Origin of the sequence: Streptomyces sp. NPDC051214 (assembly GCF_040682375.1) — a bacterium.
Classification (GTDB): Bacteria; Actinomycetota; Actinomycetes; order Streptomycetales; family Streptomycetaceae; genus Streptomyces.
In genome coordinates this window covers 858,662-874,701 of the sequence record NZ_JBFBAT010000001.1, presented here as the reverse complement: position 1 = coordinate 874,701, position 16,040 = coordinate 858,662, and the positions used below count along the sequence as shown (strand labels likewise).

General features: G+C 68.9%; 11 protein-coding genes. 6 read left to right on the top strand and 5 right to left on the bottom strand.

Annotated elements, in window-relative coordinates; all coding sequences use genetic code 11:
• The 3 genes from eboE (at position 1) to AB0M70_RS03895 (ending at position 3,852) form a co-directional block, all read left to right on the top strand.
• Positions 1-1,170 (top strand): metabolite traffic protein EboE, encoded by a 1,170-nt coding sequence (gene eboE, locus AB0M70_RS03905; protein WP_365815981.1) that lies wholly within the window; start codon positions 1-3, stop codon positions 1,168-1,170.
• Positions 1,167-2,543, top strand: a complete 1,377-nt coding sequence (locus AB0M70_RS03900; protein ID WP_365815979.1) for a nucleotide pyrophosphatase/phosphodiesterase family protein — start codon at positions 1,167-1,169, stop codon at positions 2,541-2,543. The genes eboE and AB0M70_RS03900 overlap by 4 nt, the downstream gene beginning before the upstream one ends.
• A 145-nt stretch (positions 2,544-2,688) precedes the next feature.
• Positions 2,689-3,852, top strand: a complete 1,164-nt coding sequence (locus AB0M70_RS03895) for a sugar phosphate isomerase/epimerase family protein (protein WP_365815977.1) — start codon at positions 2,689-2,691, stop codon at positions 3,850-3,852.
• A gap of 121 nt (positions 3,853-3,973) precedes the next feature.
• On the opposite strand, the gene AB0M70_RS03890 is transcribed toward AB0M70_RS03895, so the two are convergent.
• From AB0M70_RS03890 to AB0M70_RS03875, 4 genes are all read right to left on the bottom strand, one after another.
• Positions 3,974-5,362, bottom strand: a complete 1,389-nt coding sequence (locus tag AB0M70_RS03890) for an OFA family MFS transporter (protein ID WP_365815975.1) — start codon at positions 5,360-5,362, stop codon at positions 3,974-3,976.
• A gap of 125 nt (positions 5,363-5,487) precedes the next feature.
• Positions 5,488-7,632, bottom strand: a complete 2,145-nt coding sequence (locus AB0M70_RS03885; RefSeq protein WP_365815973.1) for an acetate--CoA ligase family protein — start codon at positions 7,630-7,632, stop codon at positions 5,488-5,490.
• 3 nt (positions 7,633-7,635) lie between these two features.
• Positions 7,636-8,868, bottom strand: coding sequence for a formyl-CoA transferase (frc, locus tag AB0M70_RS03880; RefSeq protein ID WP_365815972.1), 1,233 nt, complete (start codon positions 8,866-8,868; stop codon positions 7,636-7,638).
• A gap of 12 nt (positions 8,869-8,880) precedes the next feature.
• Positions 8,881-10,575: a thiamine pyrophosphate-binding protein gene (locus AB0M70_RS03875; protein WP_365815970.1), complete on the bottom strand. Its 1,695-nt coding sequence runs from the start codon at positions 10,573-10,575 to the stop codon at positions 8,881-8,883.
• Positions 10,576-10,786: 211 nt separating this feature from the next.
• Between AB0M70_RS03875 and sucC the strand changes: the two genes are divergently transcribed.
• From sucC to AB0M70_RS03860, 3 genes are all read left to right on the top strand, one after another.
• Positions 10,787-11,926: an ADP-forming succinate--CoA ligase subunit beta gene (gene sucC / locus AB0M70_RS03870; RefSeq protein ID WP_365815968.1), complete on the top strand. Its 1,140-nt coding sequence runs from the start codon at positions 10,787-10,789 to the stop codon at positions 11,924-11,926.
• 11 nt (positions 11,927-11,937) lie between these two features.
• Positions 11,938-12,816 carry a succinate--CoA ligase subunit alpha gene (gene sucD / locus AB0M70_RS03865; RefSeq protein ID WP_365815966.1) on the top strand — a complete coding sequence of 293 codons (879 nt, stop codon included), beginning with the start codon at positions 11,938-11,940 and terminating at the stop codon, positions 12,814-12,816.
• 198 nt (positions 12,817-13,014) lie between these two features.
• The gene (locus AB0M70_RS03860; protein WP_365815964.1) at positions 13,015-14,568 is read left to right on the top strand and encodes an aldehyde dehydrogenase family protein; all 1,554 of its coding nucleotides are present in this window, start codon (positions 13,015-13,017) and stop codon (positions 14,566-14,568) included.
• Between the two features lie 47 nt (positions 14,569-14,615).
• Here AB0M70_RS03860 and AB0M70_RS03855 read toward each other — a convergent pair whose 3' ends face one another.
• Positions 14,616-15,950 carry a DUF2254 domain-containing protein gene (locus tag AB0M70_RS03855; protein ID WP_365815962.1) on the bottom strand — a complete coding sequence of 445 codons (1,335 nt, stop codon included), beginning with the start codon at positions 15,948-15,950 and terminating at the stop codon, positions 14,616-14,618.
• Between the last annotated feature and the right edge of the window lie 90 nt (positions 15,951-16,040).

Genomic DNA, 16,040 nt, shown 5'->3' with positions numbered 1-16,040 from the left:
ATGCGCTTCCGGCACCCCGACGGCAGCGTCGTCCACCTCGCGTACTGCACCAACGTCCACCCCGCCGAGACCCTCGACGGCGTCCTCGCCCAACTCCGCGACCACTGCGAGCCCGTACGCAAACGGCTCGGCAGGGACCGCCTTGGCATCGGCCTGTGGCTCGCCAAGGACGCCGCGCACGCCCTGGTCACCGACCCGGCGGCGCTGCGTGGCCTGCGCTGCGAGCTCGACCGGCGCGGCCTTGAGGTCGTCACCCTCAACGGCTTCCCGTATGAAGGGTTCGGCGCCGAAGAGGTCAAGTACCGCGTCTACAAACCGGACTGGACCGACCCCGAGAGGCTGTCCCACACCACCGACCTGGCCCGTCTCCTTGCCGCCCTCCTCCCGGACGACGTCACCGAGGGCACCATCTCCACCCTTCCTCTCGCCTGGCGCACCCCGTTCGACGCCACGCACGCCGAGGCCGCCCGCACCGCACTCACCGCGCTCGCCCAACGCCTCGACGCGCTCGCCGAGCTGACCGGTAAGTCGATCCGCATCGGTCTCGAACCGGAACCGGGCTGCACCGTGGAGACCACGGGCGACGCGATCGCCCCCCTCACCGCGATCGGCCACGACCGCATCGGTGTATGTGTCGACACCTGTCACCTCGCCACCTCCTTCGAGGACCCGCAGACCGCGCTCGACGCGCTCGCCGTCGCGGGTATCCCCGTCGTCAAGTCCCAACTCTCCGCCGCCCTGCACGCCGAACACCCCCATCTCCCCGAAGTCCGCGAGGCCCTCGCCGCCTTCGACGAACCCCGCTTCCTGCACCAGACCCGCACCCGCACCGCGGCCGGGCTGCGCGGCACCGACGACCTCGGCGAATCCCTCGCCGGCGACGCACTGCCCGAGACGGCGCCCTGGCGTGCCCACTTCCACGTCCCCCTGCACGCGCCTCCCGCGCCTCCCCTCACCTCCACGCTCCCCGTACTCAAGGACACCCTCGCCCTCCTGGTCGGCGGGCCCGACCCCCGCACCCGGCACCTCGAGGTCGAGACCTACACCTGGCAGGCGCTGCCGCCCGAGCTGCGCCCCCGCTCCCGCCCCCAGCTCGCCGACGGGATCGCCGCCGAGCTCACCCTCGCCCGCGATCTCCTGACGGACCTCGGCCTGAAGGAACTCCCATGAGCCCCACACCCCTCCTCGTCCTGGATGTCGTCGGCCTCACCCCCCGTCTCCTCGACCACATGCCGCACCTCAAGTCCCTCGGCCAGTCCGGCTCACGGGCCCCGCTCGGCACGGTCCTGCCCGCCGTCACCTGCGCCGCCCAGTCCACCTTCCTCACCGGCACCACCCCCGCCGAACACGGCATCGTCGGCAACGGCTGGTACTTCCGCGAGCTCGGCGACGTACTCCTGTGGCGCCAGCACAACGGCCTCGTCGCCGGCGACAAGCTGTGGGACGCCGCCCGTCGCGCGCATCCCGGCTACACCGTCGCCAATATCTGCTGGTGGTACGCCATGGGCGCCGACACCGACATCACCATCACCCCCCGTCCCGTCTACTACGCCGACGGCCGCAAGGAACCCGACTGCTACACCCGGCCCCCGGCCCTGCACGACGAACTCACCGACAAATTCGGTACGTTCCCCCTGTTCCACTTCTGGGGCCCCGGCGCCGACATCGTCTCCAGCCGCTGGATCGTGAACGCCACGCGTCACATCCTCAGCACCCGCCACCCCGACCTGGCCCTCTGCTACCTCCCTCACCTCGACTACGACCTGCAGCGCTTCGGCCCCGACGACCCGCGCTCACACCGGGCCGCCGCCGAACTCGACGCGACCATCGCCCCCCTTCTCGACGAGGCGAAGGCCGAGGGCCGCACCGTCGTCGCCCTGTCCGAGTACGGCATCACCCGCGTGGACCGCCCCGTCGACATCAACCGCGCCCTGCGCCGCGCCGGCCTGCTCGAAGTGCACACGCAGGACGGCATGGAGTACCTGGATCCCATGACCTCGCGCGCCTTCGCCGTCGCGGATCACCAGATCGCCCACATCTACGTGCGCAGGCCCGAGGACCTGGAGGTCACGCGCCAGGCACTCGCCGACCTGCCCGGCATCGAGCAACTCCTCGATGACGAGGGCAAGAAGGCCCACCACCTGGACCACCCGCGCTCCGGCGAACTCGTCGCCGTCGCGGAGCCGGACGCCTGGTTCACGTACTACTACTGGCTCGACGACGACCGCGCGCCCGACTTCGCGCAGCTCGTCGAGATCCATCGCAAACCCGGCTACGACCCCGTCGAGCTCTTCATGGACCCCGAGGACCCCTACGTCCGCGTCAAGGCCGCGTCCGCGCTGGCCCGCAAGAAGCTCGGCATGCGCTATCGCATGGCGGTCGTGCCCCTGGACGCCTCACCTATTCGAGGCAGCCACGGCCGCCTCCCCCTGAGCGACGACGACGGTCCGCTCATCATCAGCTCCACCCCCCATGCGTTTCCCGACCGGATCGCGGCCACCGCCGTGAAATCCCTTCTCCTCGACCTGGCCGGCCTGGGCTGAGGAGCAGTTACAGAGAGTGAAGCATGCGTCACTGACAACGCGCCAGTGGCGTTCGCCCGCACGTCGAAAGATCAGGGAAAACCCCGAGAGCCCCTGAGTCCGAGAGTCGTAGTTCCCCAGAACCCAGAGTCCAGGAGAGGCACCCGTGACCGACATCCACGAGACTTCCGCCGCCGACGAGGCCCTCAGACAGCGCCTTGGCGTCAACCGCCGCCGCTTCCTCAGCACGTGCACCGCCGTCGGCGCGGGCGCGATCGCCGCGCCCGTGTTCGGCGCGGCACCGTCCTTCGCCCAGCCGCAGCCCAAGGGCGGCCATGGCCACGGTCACGGCCGCGACCTGGTACCCGCGAGTAAGCGCGGGATCATCCTCTACACGGTGCGTGACGCGACCGGCCGCGACCCGCTTGCCAGCACCCTTCCCTCCGGCTTCCGCGAGGTGTTCAAGGAGCTGGCCCGCTACGGGTACAAGCAGGTCGAGTTCGCGGGCTACGGCCAGCACGCCAATGCCCCGGGCGGAGCCAACCTGGAGTCGGTCGCCGGCGCCAAGCTGCTGCGCTCGTGGCTCGACGAGTACGGCCTGCGCGCCCAGGGCAACCACGGCTTCATACCGGGGTCATGGCCGCTCACGCAGCCCGACCTCGACACGTTCAAGAAGCACCTGGAGATCGCCAACATCCTCGGCATGGACCACATGGGCACCGGCGGTGACCCCACTAACAGCTCGTACAAGGCCGATTGGGATGTCGCCGCCGACAAGTGGAACGCCATGGGCGCCATCGCGCGCAAGGCCGGCATCAAGCTCTACACCCACAACCACGACGCTGCGTACGGCTTCCTGCTCGACGGTGGCCCGCTCGACGCGCAGGGCCGCCCGACCCGCAGCTCCGGGATCCGCAAGCTGGAGTACTTCCTCAAGGCCACCGACCCGAGGTCGGTCTGGCTGGAGATGGATGTCTACTGGGCGCACGTCGCGCAGTACAAGTTCCACACGTACACCGCGTACGACGGCTCGCAGCGGAAGAAGGTCTTCGACCCGGCTGCGCTCGTCAGCCGCAACAACAAGCGCTACCCGCTGTTCCACGCCAAGGACGGCACGCGCAACGACACCAGCGGTCAGGGCTACGACATGGTGGCCTTCGGTGAGGGTGTCATCGACTACCGCACCTTCTTCAGCCGTGTGGGCGAGAAGAATTACCACAACCCCATGGTCGAGCAGGACAACGCGCCCAGTGGCACCGACGCCGGCCAGTCCCTGAAGCTCGCCAAGATCGGCTACGACAACTTGGCGGCCCTCCGCAAGAAGCGCTGAGCCAGGCACAAGCCGAGCACACGCACAAACTGAGCACACGCACAAACAGCTCTCGCCGCGCGTCTTTCGCGCGGCGAGAGCTGTTCGTGCGTCACCCGGATCACGGTCACCGACCGTGTCGTCAGGACATCTCCTCGCCGAGGGGTTGTGGATTGGGTTTGATGCCTTTGTCCTTGGGCCTCCCGGGTTGAGAGAGGAAGAGCGCGATGAACCCCGCGAACAGGGAGATGGAGCCGGCCAGTGTAAAGGCCCCGGAGTGGCCCCAGTTGCTCACCACGACGGCACCCATACCGGAGCCGAGCAGTCCCGAGACCAGTTTGGAGCTGTAGACCAGACCGTAGTTGGAGGCGTTGTTGTTCTCGCCGAAGTAGTCCGCCGTCATCGCCGCGAACATCGGGAAGATGGCGCCGCCTCCGAAGCCGGAGATGCTGGAGAAGATCAAGAACAGCGGGAGGTTCTCGATGTTCGCCGACCACAGGATGCCGTACTGGGAAAGTCCCAGGACGATGCAGACGAAGATCAGGCAGCGTTTACGTCCGTAGAGGTCGGAGAGCCAGCCGATGACCCCTCGGCCCGTGCCGTTGACGATGGCCTTCAAGGACATGGCCGTGGCGACGATTCCGCCGGCGAATCCGGCTTCCTTTCCGATGTCCACCTGGAATGCGATGCCGAAGATGTTGACGCCCGATGTGCACAGCAGACAGAACCACATCAGCGCGACACGCCCGGTCTGCCACGCCTCCTTGGGCGTGTACTGGCGCACGGCGGGCGGGTTCATCGCCAGCGCGCGCCTGGCCCGCGGGTCCGTCGGCGGCCGCAGCGGGTCCACGTCGGCCGGCCACCAGTTCTTCGGCGGGTCCTGGAAGAAGTGGCCTGCCACGGCGACCATCGCCGCGAGGAAAAGGCCGACGGACACGAGCACCCAGCGGAAGTTCGTCAGGTCCATGTAGCCGGTGAAGATGAACACGAACGGCACCGAGCCGTAGGCGAATCCGCCGTTGACGAATCCGGTCTTTCCTCCCTTCCGTTCGGGATACCACTTGCCGACCATGTTCACGCAGGTCGCGTACACCATTCCGGCGCCCATACCGCTGAACATGCCGAAGCCGATGTAGGCGACGATAACATGTGGCGCGAACGCCAGTGACAGATAGCCCAAAAGCGTGCCGAGAGCGCCGCACATCATCGCCCAGCGTGCCGGAAGTTTTCCGCTCTCGCGCAGCTTGCCCGCGGGGAAGGCCACCGCGGCCTGGAAGAAGACCCACACGCCCAGCATCCAGAAGATATGGGTGTCGCCCCAGGAATGCGCGGTGTGCAGGGTGTCCTCGGCAGAGGCGAATGCGTACTCGGCCGAGCTGATGCCCATCATGCCGATCCACGGCAGGATGACCATCCACTTGCGTTTACGGCCCATGAGGTCGATGTCGGTCTCGCCGACCCGGTACATCCGGCCGTTGGCGTCCGTCACCTCCCTGTAGGGGACGGCTGTGGGTATGTCAGTTGTCGTCATGTTGGTTCAGCACCCCTTGCGTCGAAAAGATCCTGGCCAGCGCCCCCTGTCCAATACCTTTCGTGTGCGCACGGGTCCCGGGTCCTGCCGACGCGCACCGCCGGCAGGACCCAACACCGGTCACCTCATCGACCGCCCCCCAACAGGCCGGCCGCTCGGGCCCACCGGTACTTCGCGCCGAGCGCGGCGACCGGCTTCTCCGTGGTGTACGGATACGCCACGACCCCGCGCTCGAAGAGGTACTGGCAGGCCTCCTCCACCTCGACGTCGCCCGCCAGGGATGCCACGACGGGCTTCTCGATGCCGCGCTCACGGAACTCCGCGATCACGCGGGCCGTCAGTTCGGCGAAGACCATGGGAGGGGTCACGATGGTGTGCCAGTAGCCCAGGACGAGCGCGTGAATGCGCGGGTCCTCAAGGCCGAGCCTGATCGTCGCCTCGTACGTCGACGGAGGCTCGCCCCCGGTGATGTCGACGGGGTTTCCCGCAGCCCCGAAGGGCGGGATGAAGGCCCGGAACGACGCGTCCAGGTCTTCGGGGATGTCCATCAGCCGCAGCCCGTTGTCGGTGACCGCGTCGGAGAGCAGCACCCCGGAGCCGCCCGCGCCCGTGATGATCACGATGTTGTCGCCCTGCGGGGTGGGGAGCACGGGCAACGCGCGCGCGTACTCCAGCATTTCGTTGAGGCCCGGCGCCCTGATGACGCCCGCCTGCCTGAGGATGTCGTCGTACACGGCGTCATCGCCCGCGAGGGCCCCCGTGTGCGATCCGGCGGCCTTCGCCCCGGCAGCCGTACGTCCGGCCTTCAGGACCACGACGGGCTTCTTCGGGACGGTCGCCTTCGCGGCCTCCACGAAGGCGCGGCCGTCCTTGAGGTCCTCCAGGTGCATGGCGATGCACTGGGTGTGGGGGTCCTCGCCGAACCACGTGAGGAGGTCGTCCTCGTCCAGGTCGGACTTGTTGCCGAGCCCGACGATCGCCGAAACGCCCGTCTTCGTAGTGCGCGCGAAGCCGAGGATGGCCATCCCGATGCCACCGGACTGACTCGTCAGCGCGACCCCGCCCTTGACGTCGTACGGCGTGCAGAACGTCGCACACAGGTCCTGCCACGTCGAGTAGTAGCCGTAGATGTTCGGGCCGAGAAGCCGCACGCCGTGCCGCTCGCCGATCTCCATGATCTCGTCCTGGAGGGCCACTTCGCCGGTCTCGGCGAATCCGGAGGGGATCAGGACCGCGTTGGGGATGCCCTTGCGACCCACCTCCTCCAAGGCCGACGCCACGAACTTTGCGGGGATCGCGAAGACCGCCACATCCACCTCACCGGGAACGTCCGTGACACTCTTGTACGCCTTGCGGCCCAAGATGTCATCGGCCTTGGGGTTCACCGGATGGATCTCGCCGGAGAAGCCGCCGTCGATGAGGTTGCGCATCACCGAGTTGCCGATCTTGCCCGGCTCGTTGGAGGCGCCGATCACGGCGACGGAGCGGGGTTCCATCAGCCGCCGCATCGACGTGAGCATCTCCTCACGCGTGTAGGTGCGGCGCTGTTTCGTGGCCCCTTCGGAGAGGATGACGCGGATGTCCGCGGCGATCGCACCCTCCGGGGTGGCGATCACCGGGTTGAGGTCCACCTCAGCGATCTCCGGGAAGTCGGTGACCAGTTGGGACACCCGGCGTATCTGCTCGGCGACGGCCCACCGGTCCACGGCGGGCGCTCCCCGCACGCCGCGCAGGATCTCGGCGGCGCGGATGGAGTCGAGCATCGAGGCGGCCTCGTCCGCGTCGACGGGCGCGAGCCGGAACGTGACGTCCTTGAGGACTTCGACGAGTACGCCGCCGAGCCCGAAGGCGACGACCTTCCCGAACGTCGGGTCGGTCACCGCCCCGACGATCACTTCCTGGCCGGATGGCAGTAGTTCCTGTACCTGCACGCCCTCGATACGTGCCGCCGGCGCGTACGCGCGCGCGTTGTTCACGATTTCGCAGAAGGCTGCCCTCACGTCGGCGGCGCCCTCCACGCCGACGATGACGCCGCCCGCGTCGGTCTTGTGCAGGATGTCGGGGGAGACGATCTTCATGACGACGGGCCCCTCGAAGCGGGCCGCGTGCGCCACCGCCTCGTCCACGTCGGTCGCCAGTTCCTCGCCCGGCACGGCGATCCCGTACGCGTCCGCGAGGATCTTGCCCTCCGGCGCCGTCAGGGAGGTCCGTCCCTCGGCGCGCACGGTCTCCAGGAGCGCCCGCACCGTCAGTGCGCGGTCTTCGGCCATCAATCAGATCACTCCGTTCGACTTGAGCAGGCGCAGTTCCTCGTCGCCGAGGCCGAGTTCGCCGACGAAGACCTCCGCGTTGTGCTCGCCGAGGAGCGGCGAACTGACCACGTTCACGGGGGAGTCCGACAGCTTCAGCGGGGAGCCGACCGTGGTGAAGGAGCCGCGCTGCGCATGCGCGACCTCGACGACCATCTCGTTCGCGGCCAGCGAGGCGTCCTCGATGATCTCCTTGGTGGAGAGGATCGGGCCGCACGGGATGTTGTGGGCGTTCAGCCGCTCGAGGACCTCCCACTTGGGGAGCGTCGACGACCACTCCTCGATCAGCTGGAACATCTTGCCGAGCTTGGGAAGCCGCGACTCCGGAGTGGCCCACTCGGGATCGTCCGCGAGCTCGGGGCGTCCGATGAGCTCGGTGAGCGGCTGCCAGCCCACGGGCTGCACGATGACGTACACGTAGTCGTTCGGGCCGCCGGGCGCGCACTTGACCGCCCAGCCGGGCTGCCCGCCGCCGCTCGCGTTGCCCGAGCGCGGCACCTCGTCCCCGAAGTCCTCGTTCGGGTACTCGGCGAGTGGTCCGTGCGCCAGGCGCTGCTGGTCGCGCAGCTTGACCCGGCACAGGTTGAGCACGGCGTGCTGCATGGCCACGTTCACGCGCTGCCCGCGACCGGTGTTCTCCCTCTGGAAGAGGGCGGCGAGGATGCCGGCGACGGCGTGGATGCCGGTCCCGGAGTCGCCGATCTGTGCGCCCGTGGCGAGCGGCGGACCGTCCTCGAAGCCCGTGGTCGACATGGAGCCGCCCATGGCCTGGGCGACCACTTCGTAGGCCTTGAAATTGGTGTAGGGGCCCTCTCCGAAGCCCTTGATCGAGGCGTAGACGATCCGCGGGTTGATCTCCTGGATGCGCTCCCAGGTGAAGCCCATCCGGTCGACGGCGCCGGGACCGAAGTTCTCCACCATCACATCGGAGCGCCGGATCAGCTCGGTCAGGAGTTCCTTGCCACGCTCGGTCTTGGTGTTGAGGGTGATGCTCCGCTTGTTGCAGTTGAGCATCGTGAAGTAGAGCGAGTCGACGTCCGGGAGATCGCGCAGCTGCTTGCGCGTGATGTCGCCGGAGGGCGCCTCCAGCTTCACCACGTCCGCACCGAGCCAGGCGAGCAGCTGGGTGGCTGAGGGCCCGGACTGGACGTGTGTCATGTCGAGGACGCGTACGCCCTCAAGAGCCTTGGTCGTCATCGCGCGGGCTCCTCACTTGTACATGGTCTGGTTCATGGTTCCGGGGGCGTACGCGTCCGGATCGACCCATACGTTGATCAGCGAGGGCTTGCCCGACTCGCGGGCCCGCCGCAGCGCGGGGCCGATGTCGGCGGGGTCGCGCACCTCTTCGCCGTGGCCGCCGAGCATCTGGGCGAACTTGTCGTAGTGGACGTCTCCGAGGGTGTTGCCGATCCGCTCGCGCTCCTCGCCGTACTTGGCCTTCTGGCCGTAGCGGATCTGGTTCATCGAGGAGTTGTTGCCGACGATCCCGACGAAGGGCAGGTCGTAGCGGACGAGCGTCTCGAAGTCCCATCCGGTCAGCGAGAAGGCGCCGTCTCCGAAGAGGGCCACCACCTCCTTGTCGGGCCGCGCCTGCTTGGCGGCGAGCACGAAGGGGATGCCGACGCCGAGCGTGCCGAGCGGTCCGGGGTCCATCCAGTGGCCGGGCGACTTGGGCTGCACGACCTGCCCGGAGAAGGTGACGATGTCGCCGCCGTCGCCGATGTAGATGGAGTCTTCGGTAAGGAAGTCGTTGATTTCGCTCACGAGACGGTAGGGGTGGATGGGCGAGGCGTCGGACCGCAGGTTCGGAAGCCGCTTCTCGATCGCCGTCTGCTCGGCGGCGCGCAGCTCGTCGAGCCACTCCTTGCGCTTGGACGCGCCTCCGTTGAGACGCCCGGAGGCGGCCTCGGTGACCGACTTCAGGATGAGTCCGGCGTCGCCGACGATGCCGAGGTCGATGTCCCTGTTCTTGCCGACGGTGCGGTAGTCGAGGTCGATCTGTACGACGGTGGCATCGGGGGAGAGCCGCTTCCCGTAGCCCATGCGGAAGTCGAAGGGCGTCCCCACGATGACGATGAGGTCGGCGTTGGAGAAGGCGTACCGCCGCGAGAGCTGGAAGTGGTGCGGGTCCCCGGGCGGCAGGGTCCCGCGGCCCGCGCCGTTCATGTAGGCGGGCACATTCAGGGTGCGCACGAGTTCGATGGCGGAGGCGGTTCCCCGTGTCGTCCACACCTGGCTGCCGAGGAGGATCGCGGGCTTCTCGGCGTGCACGAGCAGGTCGGCGAGCTTCTCGACGGCCTCGGGGTCCCCGGTGGAGCGGGTGGACGCGCGGTACTGCCCGGCCTGCGGCACCCGGGCCTTGTCCACCGGCACCTTGGCGTCGAGCACATCGCGCGGTATCTCCAGGAAGGACGGGCCGGGAGCGCCGTGGAAGCACTCGCGAAAGGCCATCGAGACCATGTCGGCGGCGCGCGCCGTGTCCGGCACCGTCGCGGCGAACTTGGTGATGGGCGTCATCATGTCGACGTGCGGAAGGTCCTGGAGTGAGCCCATCTTGTGCTGGGTGTGCGCTCCCTGGCCGCCGATCAGCAGCATGGGGGACTCCGCGCGAAAGGCGTTCGCGACGCCCGTGACAGCGTCGGTCGTTCCCGGTCCTGCCGTCACCACGGCGCATCCGGGCTTTCCGGTGAGGCGCGCGTAGCCGTCGGCCGCGTGGGCGGCGACCTGCTCGTGGCGTACGTCGACGACATCGATCCCCTCGTCGACGCAGCCGTCGTAGATGTCGATGATGTGGCCGCCGCACAAGGTGTAGATGACCTCCACACCCTCTGCTTTGAGTGCCTTGGCGACCAGATGCCCACCGGAGATGTGGGTTTGGTTCGTGTCGCTGCTGCCGTCGGGCATGGCGAAGTCCTGTCCCTTCGTAGGGGAGTTGGAGCGCTCAGATGCTGCTCGCACACTGCTCGGAGGTGCTGTCGCGGTAGATTGCATACAGTCGACGAATACTGTATGAAGCTTGTTATCCCGCATCCGGTCAGTGGTGTCCAGGGGGCGTGCGGCACTTTTCGGAGGCGGGGGGTTCGCTCCCCGGAACGACAAGGCGTCAGGAGCCGGAATGGACCTGTTCGAGCACCAGGCAAGGGAACTCTTCGAGGAACACGGCATCTTGGTGCCGCGAGCGGAGGTCGCCGACACGGCGAAGGAGGCCCGCGCGGGCGCCGAACGCCTGGGTGGGCGCGTCGTCGTCAAGGCCCAGGTGAAGACCGGCGGACGCGGCAAGGCGGGCGGCGTGAAGGTGGTCGCGGACGCGGCCGCCGCCGAGATCACCGCACGCCAGATCCTCGGCATGGACATCAAGGGCCACACCGTGCACAAGGTGATGGTGGCCCAACCCGTCGAGATCGACAGCGAGTTCTACGTCTCGTACGCACTGGACCGCGCGGCGGGACGCTTCCTCGCGATCGCGTCCGCAGAGGGCGGCATGGAGATCGAGGAGGTGGCGGCGAGCCGTCCGGAGGCCGTCGCGCGCGTGGAGATCGACCCGGCGGAAGGCGTGGACGACGCGAAGGCCGCCGAGATCGCCGCCGCGGCGGGGCTCCCCGAGGCCACCGCGGACGTCCTGGTCAAGCTCTGGCAGGTACTGATCCGCGAAGACGCCCTCCTCGTAGAGGTGAACCCCCTCGTCCAAACCACCCAGGGAGAGATCCTCGCCCTCGACGGCAAGGTCACCCTGGACCACAACGCCCGCTTCCGCCAGGCCCGCTGGGGTGCCGACGACTCAGAACACGACGACCCCCTGGAGTCGGCGGCCGCCTCCAAGGGCCTCAACTACGTCAAACTCGACGGTGAGGTCGGCATCATCGGCAACGGCGCGGGCCTCGTCATGTCCACCCTCGACGTGGTCGCGGGCTGCGGAGCGCGCCCCGCCAACTTCCTCGACATCGGAGGCGGCGCCTCCGCCCGGATCATGGCCGACGGACTCTCCGTCATCCTCTCCGATCCCGCGGTCAAGTCCGTCTTCGTCAACGTCTTCGGCGGCATCACCGCGTGCGACGCCGTAGCCGACGGCATCGTCCAGGCACTGGAATCCGTCCAATTGACCAAACCGCTGGTCGTGCGACTCGACGGCAACAACGCCGTACGCGGCCGCGCCATACTCGACGCCCGCTCCCATCCCCTGGTCCAGCAGGCCACCACGATGGACGGCGCCGCGCGCCGAGCCGCCGAACTCGCCGGTCACACCAACGCAGCCTAAGGAGCAGGGACATGGCGATCTACCTCACCAAGGAGAGCAAGGTCCTCGTCCAGGGCATGACCGGCGCCGAGGGCATGAAGCACACCCGACGCATGCTCGCCGCCGGGACGGACGTCGTCGGAGGCGTCAACCCCCGAAAGGCCGGCCGCACCGTCGACTTCGACGACCGGGCCGTACCCGTCTTCGGCTCCGTCCGCGAAGGCATCGAGGCCACGGGCGCCGACGTCACCGTGGTCTTCGTGCCGCCCGCCTTCTCCAAGGCGGCGGTCATCGAGGCCGCAGACGCCGGGATCGGCCTCGCCGTGGTCATCACGGAGGGCATCCCCGTACACGACTCCGTCACCTTCCACGCGTACGCCAAGGGGCGCGGCACACGTGTCATCGGCCCCAACTGCCCCGGGCTCATCACCCCCGGCCAGGCCAACGCGGGCATCATCCCCGCCGACATCACCAAGACCGGACGCATCGGGCTGGTGTCGAAGTCCGGCACCCTCACCTACCAACTCATGTACGAGCTGCGCGACATCGGCTTCTCCACCTGTGTCGGCATCGGCGGCGACCCCGTCGTCGGCACCACGCACATCGACTGCCTCGCCGCCTTCGAGGACGACCCCGACACCGAACTGATCGTCCTCATCGGTGAGATCGGCGGCGACGCGGAGGAACGCGCGGCCGCCTACATCCAACAGGCCGTCACCAAGCCCGTCGTCGCCTACATCGCCGGCTTCACCGCACCCGAGGGCAAGACCATGGGCCACGCGGGAGCCATCGTCTCGGGCTCCTCCGGCACCGCACGCGCGAAGCAGGAGGCGCTGGAAGCCGCGGGAGTGCGGGTCGGCGCCACACCGACGGAAACGGCCCGCCTCGTTCTCAACCAACTCGGGGCGTGACGTCACTCATAGGTGACACACGCTGACTGCACTACCGTCCCCCAGCACATACGCGCGGACAGCGAACGAAGCGAACCACAGCGAATCGCAGCCAGCCGAACCGAACCACAGCGAATCGCAGCGAACCGAACCGAGCTGCGCCGCGCGAAGCCATGCACCTCCCGCCCCGACTTGTGCACCGTGAGCGGAGAACCCCGAATGGCACCCACCCTCCCCAACTCCCGTGTCCTCAAAGCAGGAACGGCCTGGACCGACGCCTGGCGACGCTGCCTCGCCGTCGCGCCCGAGGCCTTCCGCGACGACCGCGTCCTCAACCTCTGGAACGGCACCTGGCAGGCGGACGGCCGCGCCCTGCCCGCCACGTCGCCCGTCGACGGCAGCCCCATCGCGGGCCCGCCGCGCCTCGACGCCGCCACCGCCCAGCAGGCCGTACGCGCCTCACTCGACCAGCACCGCGCCTGGCGGCACGTCCCGCTGGACGAACGGCGCGCCCGCGTCGCCGCCACCCTCGACGCCCTCACCGAACACCGCGAACTGCTCGCGCTCCTCCTCGTCTGGGAGATCGGCAAGCCCTGGCGGCTCGCCCAGGCCGACGTCGACCGGGCCATCGACGGCGTGCGCTGGTACGTCGACGGCGTCGAGCCGATGGTCGAGGGCCGGACCCCGCTGGAGGGTCCGGTATCCAACATCGCGAGCTGGAACTACCCGATGAGCGTGCTCGTTCACGCAGTGTTGGTACAGGCACTCGCGGGCAACGCGGTCATCGCCAAGACCCCGACGGATGGCGGCGTCGCCTGTCTGACCCTCGCGTGCGCCCTGGCCGCCCGTGAGGGAATTCCCGTCACCCTCGTGAGCGGCAGCGGGGGCGAACTGTCCGAAGCGCTGGTCCGCGCACCCGAGATCGGCTGCGTCTCCTTCGTCGGCGGACGCGACACGGGCGCCGCCGTCGCCACCGCCGTCGCCGACCTCGGCAAGCGGCACATCCTCGAACAGGAAGGACTGAACACCTGGGGCATCTGGAACTACAGCGACTGGGACGCGCTCAGCGCCGTCATCCCCAAACTCTTCGACTACGGCAAGCAACGCTGCACGGCGTACCCGCGCTTCGTCGTCCAGCGAGCCCTCTTCGACGAGTTCCTCGCCGCCTACCTGCCGGCCGTGCGGACCGTCCGCGTCGGCCACCCCCTGGCGGTCGAGCGCGCCGACGACCCGTTCCCACAGCTGGACTTCGGGCCGCTGATCAACGCGGCCAAGGCCAAGGAGCTGGGCGACCAGGTGGCGGAGGCCATCGACCGCGGCGCGGTGCCGCTGTACCGCGGCGCGCCGGCGGCGGATGCCTTCCTGCCGGGCCAGGACACCGGCGCGTACGTCCACCCCGTCACGCTCCTCAACCCACCCCCGTCGTCCCCGCTGCACCACGCGGAGCCGTTCGGCCCGGTCGACACCATCGTCCTGGTCGACACGGAGGCGGAGCTGCTCGCCGCCATGAACGCGTCGAACGGAGCGCTGGTCGCCACCCTGTCGACCGACGACACCGCGACGTACGAACGCCTCGCGCCGCAGATTCGCGCGTTCAAGACGGGCCGCGGCAAGCCCCGTTCGCGTGGTGACCGGGACGAGCTGTTCGGTGGTTTCGGCGCGTCCTGGCGCGGGGCGTTCGTCGGCGGGGAGCTGCTGGTGCGCGCGGTCACACACGGCCCGGCGCTGGAACGGCCGCCGGGGAACTTCCCGAGTTACCACCTGATGGCGTGAGCCTGGGTCCGACGGCGTGAGCCCGGGGCCGGCAGGGTATCGGTTGCCTAGCCGATGCCCTGCCGGTCCGGCAGCAGTGCGAACGCGCGGTCCGCGGCCTCCGGGACCGTGCGTTCCACCGCCTGCGCGAGCAGTTCGCGGTGGCGCAGGAGTGGCTCTCTGCGCTCCTGCGGCGCGAGCCGCAGCAGGTCGTCGAGACCGGCCACCATCCGCCGGGTGACCTGCGGGCTGCCGACCGCGCAGCCCCGGATCTCGGCGAACCCGAGGTCCACCAGCGCGGTCCAGTCCGGTACGGGCTGCACCATGCGCACGGCGCCGCGCCGGTCACGGTGGCGCAGGGCGCCCAGCGGGTGGCCGGCCACCGAGGCCAGGAACTGGACGATGCGGTCAAGGGCCTGGACGGCGGTGGTCGGGTCGTTCACCGCGGGGGAGAGTGCCCGCAGCGCGATGTCGGCGAGCTGGCGGAGCCCGAACCCGAGGTCCTGGTGGAAGGTGCGCTCCACGCTGACGGACACCGTGTACCGCAGGGCGCGCGGGGGCGGCGCCGCACCGCCGTGCACGGTGAACACCGGCGTCCCCGGCACCACGAAGTCTCCGATGCGCGGCAGCAGGCGCAGCACCACACCATGACGTCCGGCCGCACGCACGACGCGGGCGATGTTCACGTCCCGCAGCACTCCGGCCCGCCCGTCGTGAGTGATCCGGGCGGTGGCGGGGCCGAGGCGTTCGTCGTCCACCGCGGCTTCGGTCGGGTGTTTCACGGCCACCCGGAACGACTCCCGGGCGATCCGGTCGATGACGAAGCTGATCCGCATCATCCGGAGGGTGCCGTTCACGTACGCGACGAAGAGGAGCAGGCTGAGGAGCACCATCGCCATCGCCAGAACCGACTCGACCAGCGGCACGCTCGCCAGGAGCCGCGGATCGCTCTCGCTGTCGAAGGACGTCAGCGTCATCAGCGAGAAGAGGAACGTCGCCAGGAAGACGGTGAGCGTGATCTTGGTGATCCGCGACCTGACGTACAGCCGCACCACCCGCGGGCTGAACTGTCCGCTGGCCATCTGCACGGCCACCAGCGAGATGCTGAAGACGACACCGATGAACGTCATCATGGCCGAGCCGATGGTGCTGATCACCGCCTTGGCGTCGTCGGCGATCCCCATCAGGCTCCGAACGGTTTCGTAGTCGCCGTCCTCCTGCAGCGACGCCACGAGCCGGCTGTCCACCTCGGCGGCGACGGCCCACAGCACCATGGCTCCCACCAGGCCCGCGGTCGGCGCGAACCACATGGTGTCCCGCAGATGCTCGCGCAACGGGGACAGCAGCCGGGGCCGCCGCACCTTCACCCCACCAAGCACTTCCGTAACCAGTCCGTCACTCATGGTGAGACTGTAGATGCGGCGGATCGGGTCACCGGGCATCCGCCCGCCGACGTACGGATACGCAGGTGAAAGGCACTCCGAAAGCTTGGT

Excerpts from the sequence above, each read along its gene's own strand:
- AB0M70_RS03890 (WP_365815975.1), bottom strand. The coding sequence starts at position 5,362 with ATGACGACAACTGACATACCCACAGCCGTCCCCTACAGGGAGGTGACG.
- frc (WP_365815972.1), bottom strand. The coding sequence starts at position 8,868 with ATGACGACCAAGGCTCTTGAGGGCGTACGCGTCCTCGACATGACACAC.
- AB0M70_RS03875 (WP_365815970.1), bottom strand. The coding sequence starts at position 10,575 with ATGCCCGACGGCAGCAGCGACACGAACCAAACCCACATCTCCGGTGGG.
- AB0M70_RS03900 (WP_365815979.1), top strand. The coding sequence starts at position 1,167 with ATGAGCCCCACACCCCTCCTCGTCCTGGATGTCGTCGGCCTCACCCCC.
- AB0M70_RS03885 (WP_365815973.1), bottom strand. The coding sequence starts at position 7,632 with ATGGCCGAAGACCGCGCACTGACGGTGCGGGCGCTCCTGGAGACCGTG.
- sucC (WP_365815968.1), top strand. The coding sequence starts at position 10,787 with ATGGACCTGTTCGAGCACCAGGCAAGGGAACTCTTCGAGGAACACGGC.
- AB0M70_RS03855 (WP_365815962.1), bottom strand. The coding sequence starts at position 15,950 with ATGAGTGACGGACTGGTTACGGAAGTGCTTGGTGGGGTGAAGGTGCGG.
- AB0M70_RS03860 (WP_365815964.1), top strand. The coding sequence starts at position 13,015 with ATGGCACCCACCCTCCCCAACTCCCGTGTCCTCAAAGCAGGAACGGCC.
- sucD (WP_365815966.1), top strand. The coding sequence starts at position 11,938 with ATGGCGATCTACCTCACCAAGGAGAGCAAGGTCCTCGTCCAGGGCATG.
- eboE (WP_365815981.1), top strand. The coding sequence starts at position 1 with ATGCGCTTCCGGCACCCCGACGGCAGCGTCGTCCACCTCGCGTACTGC.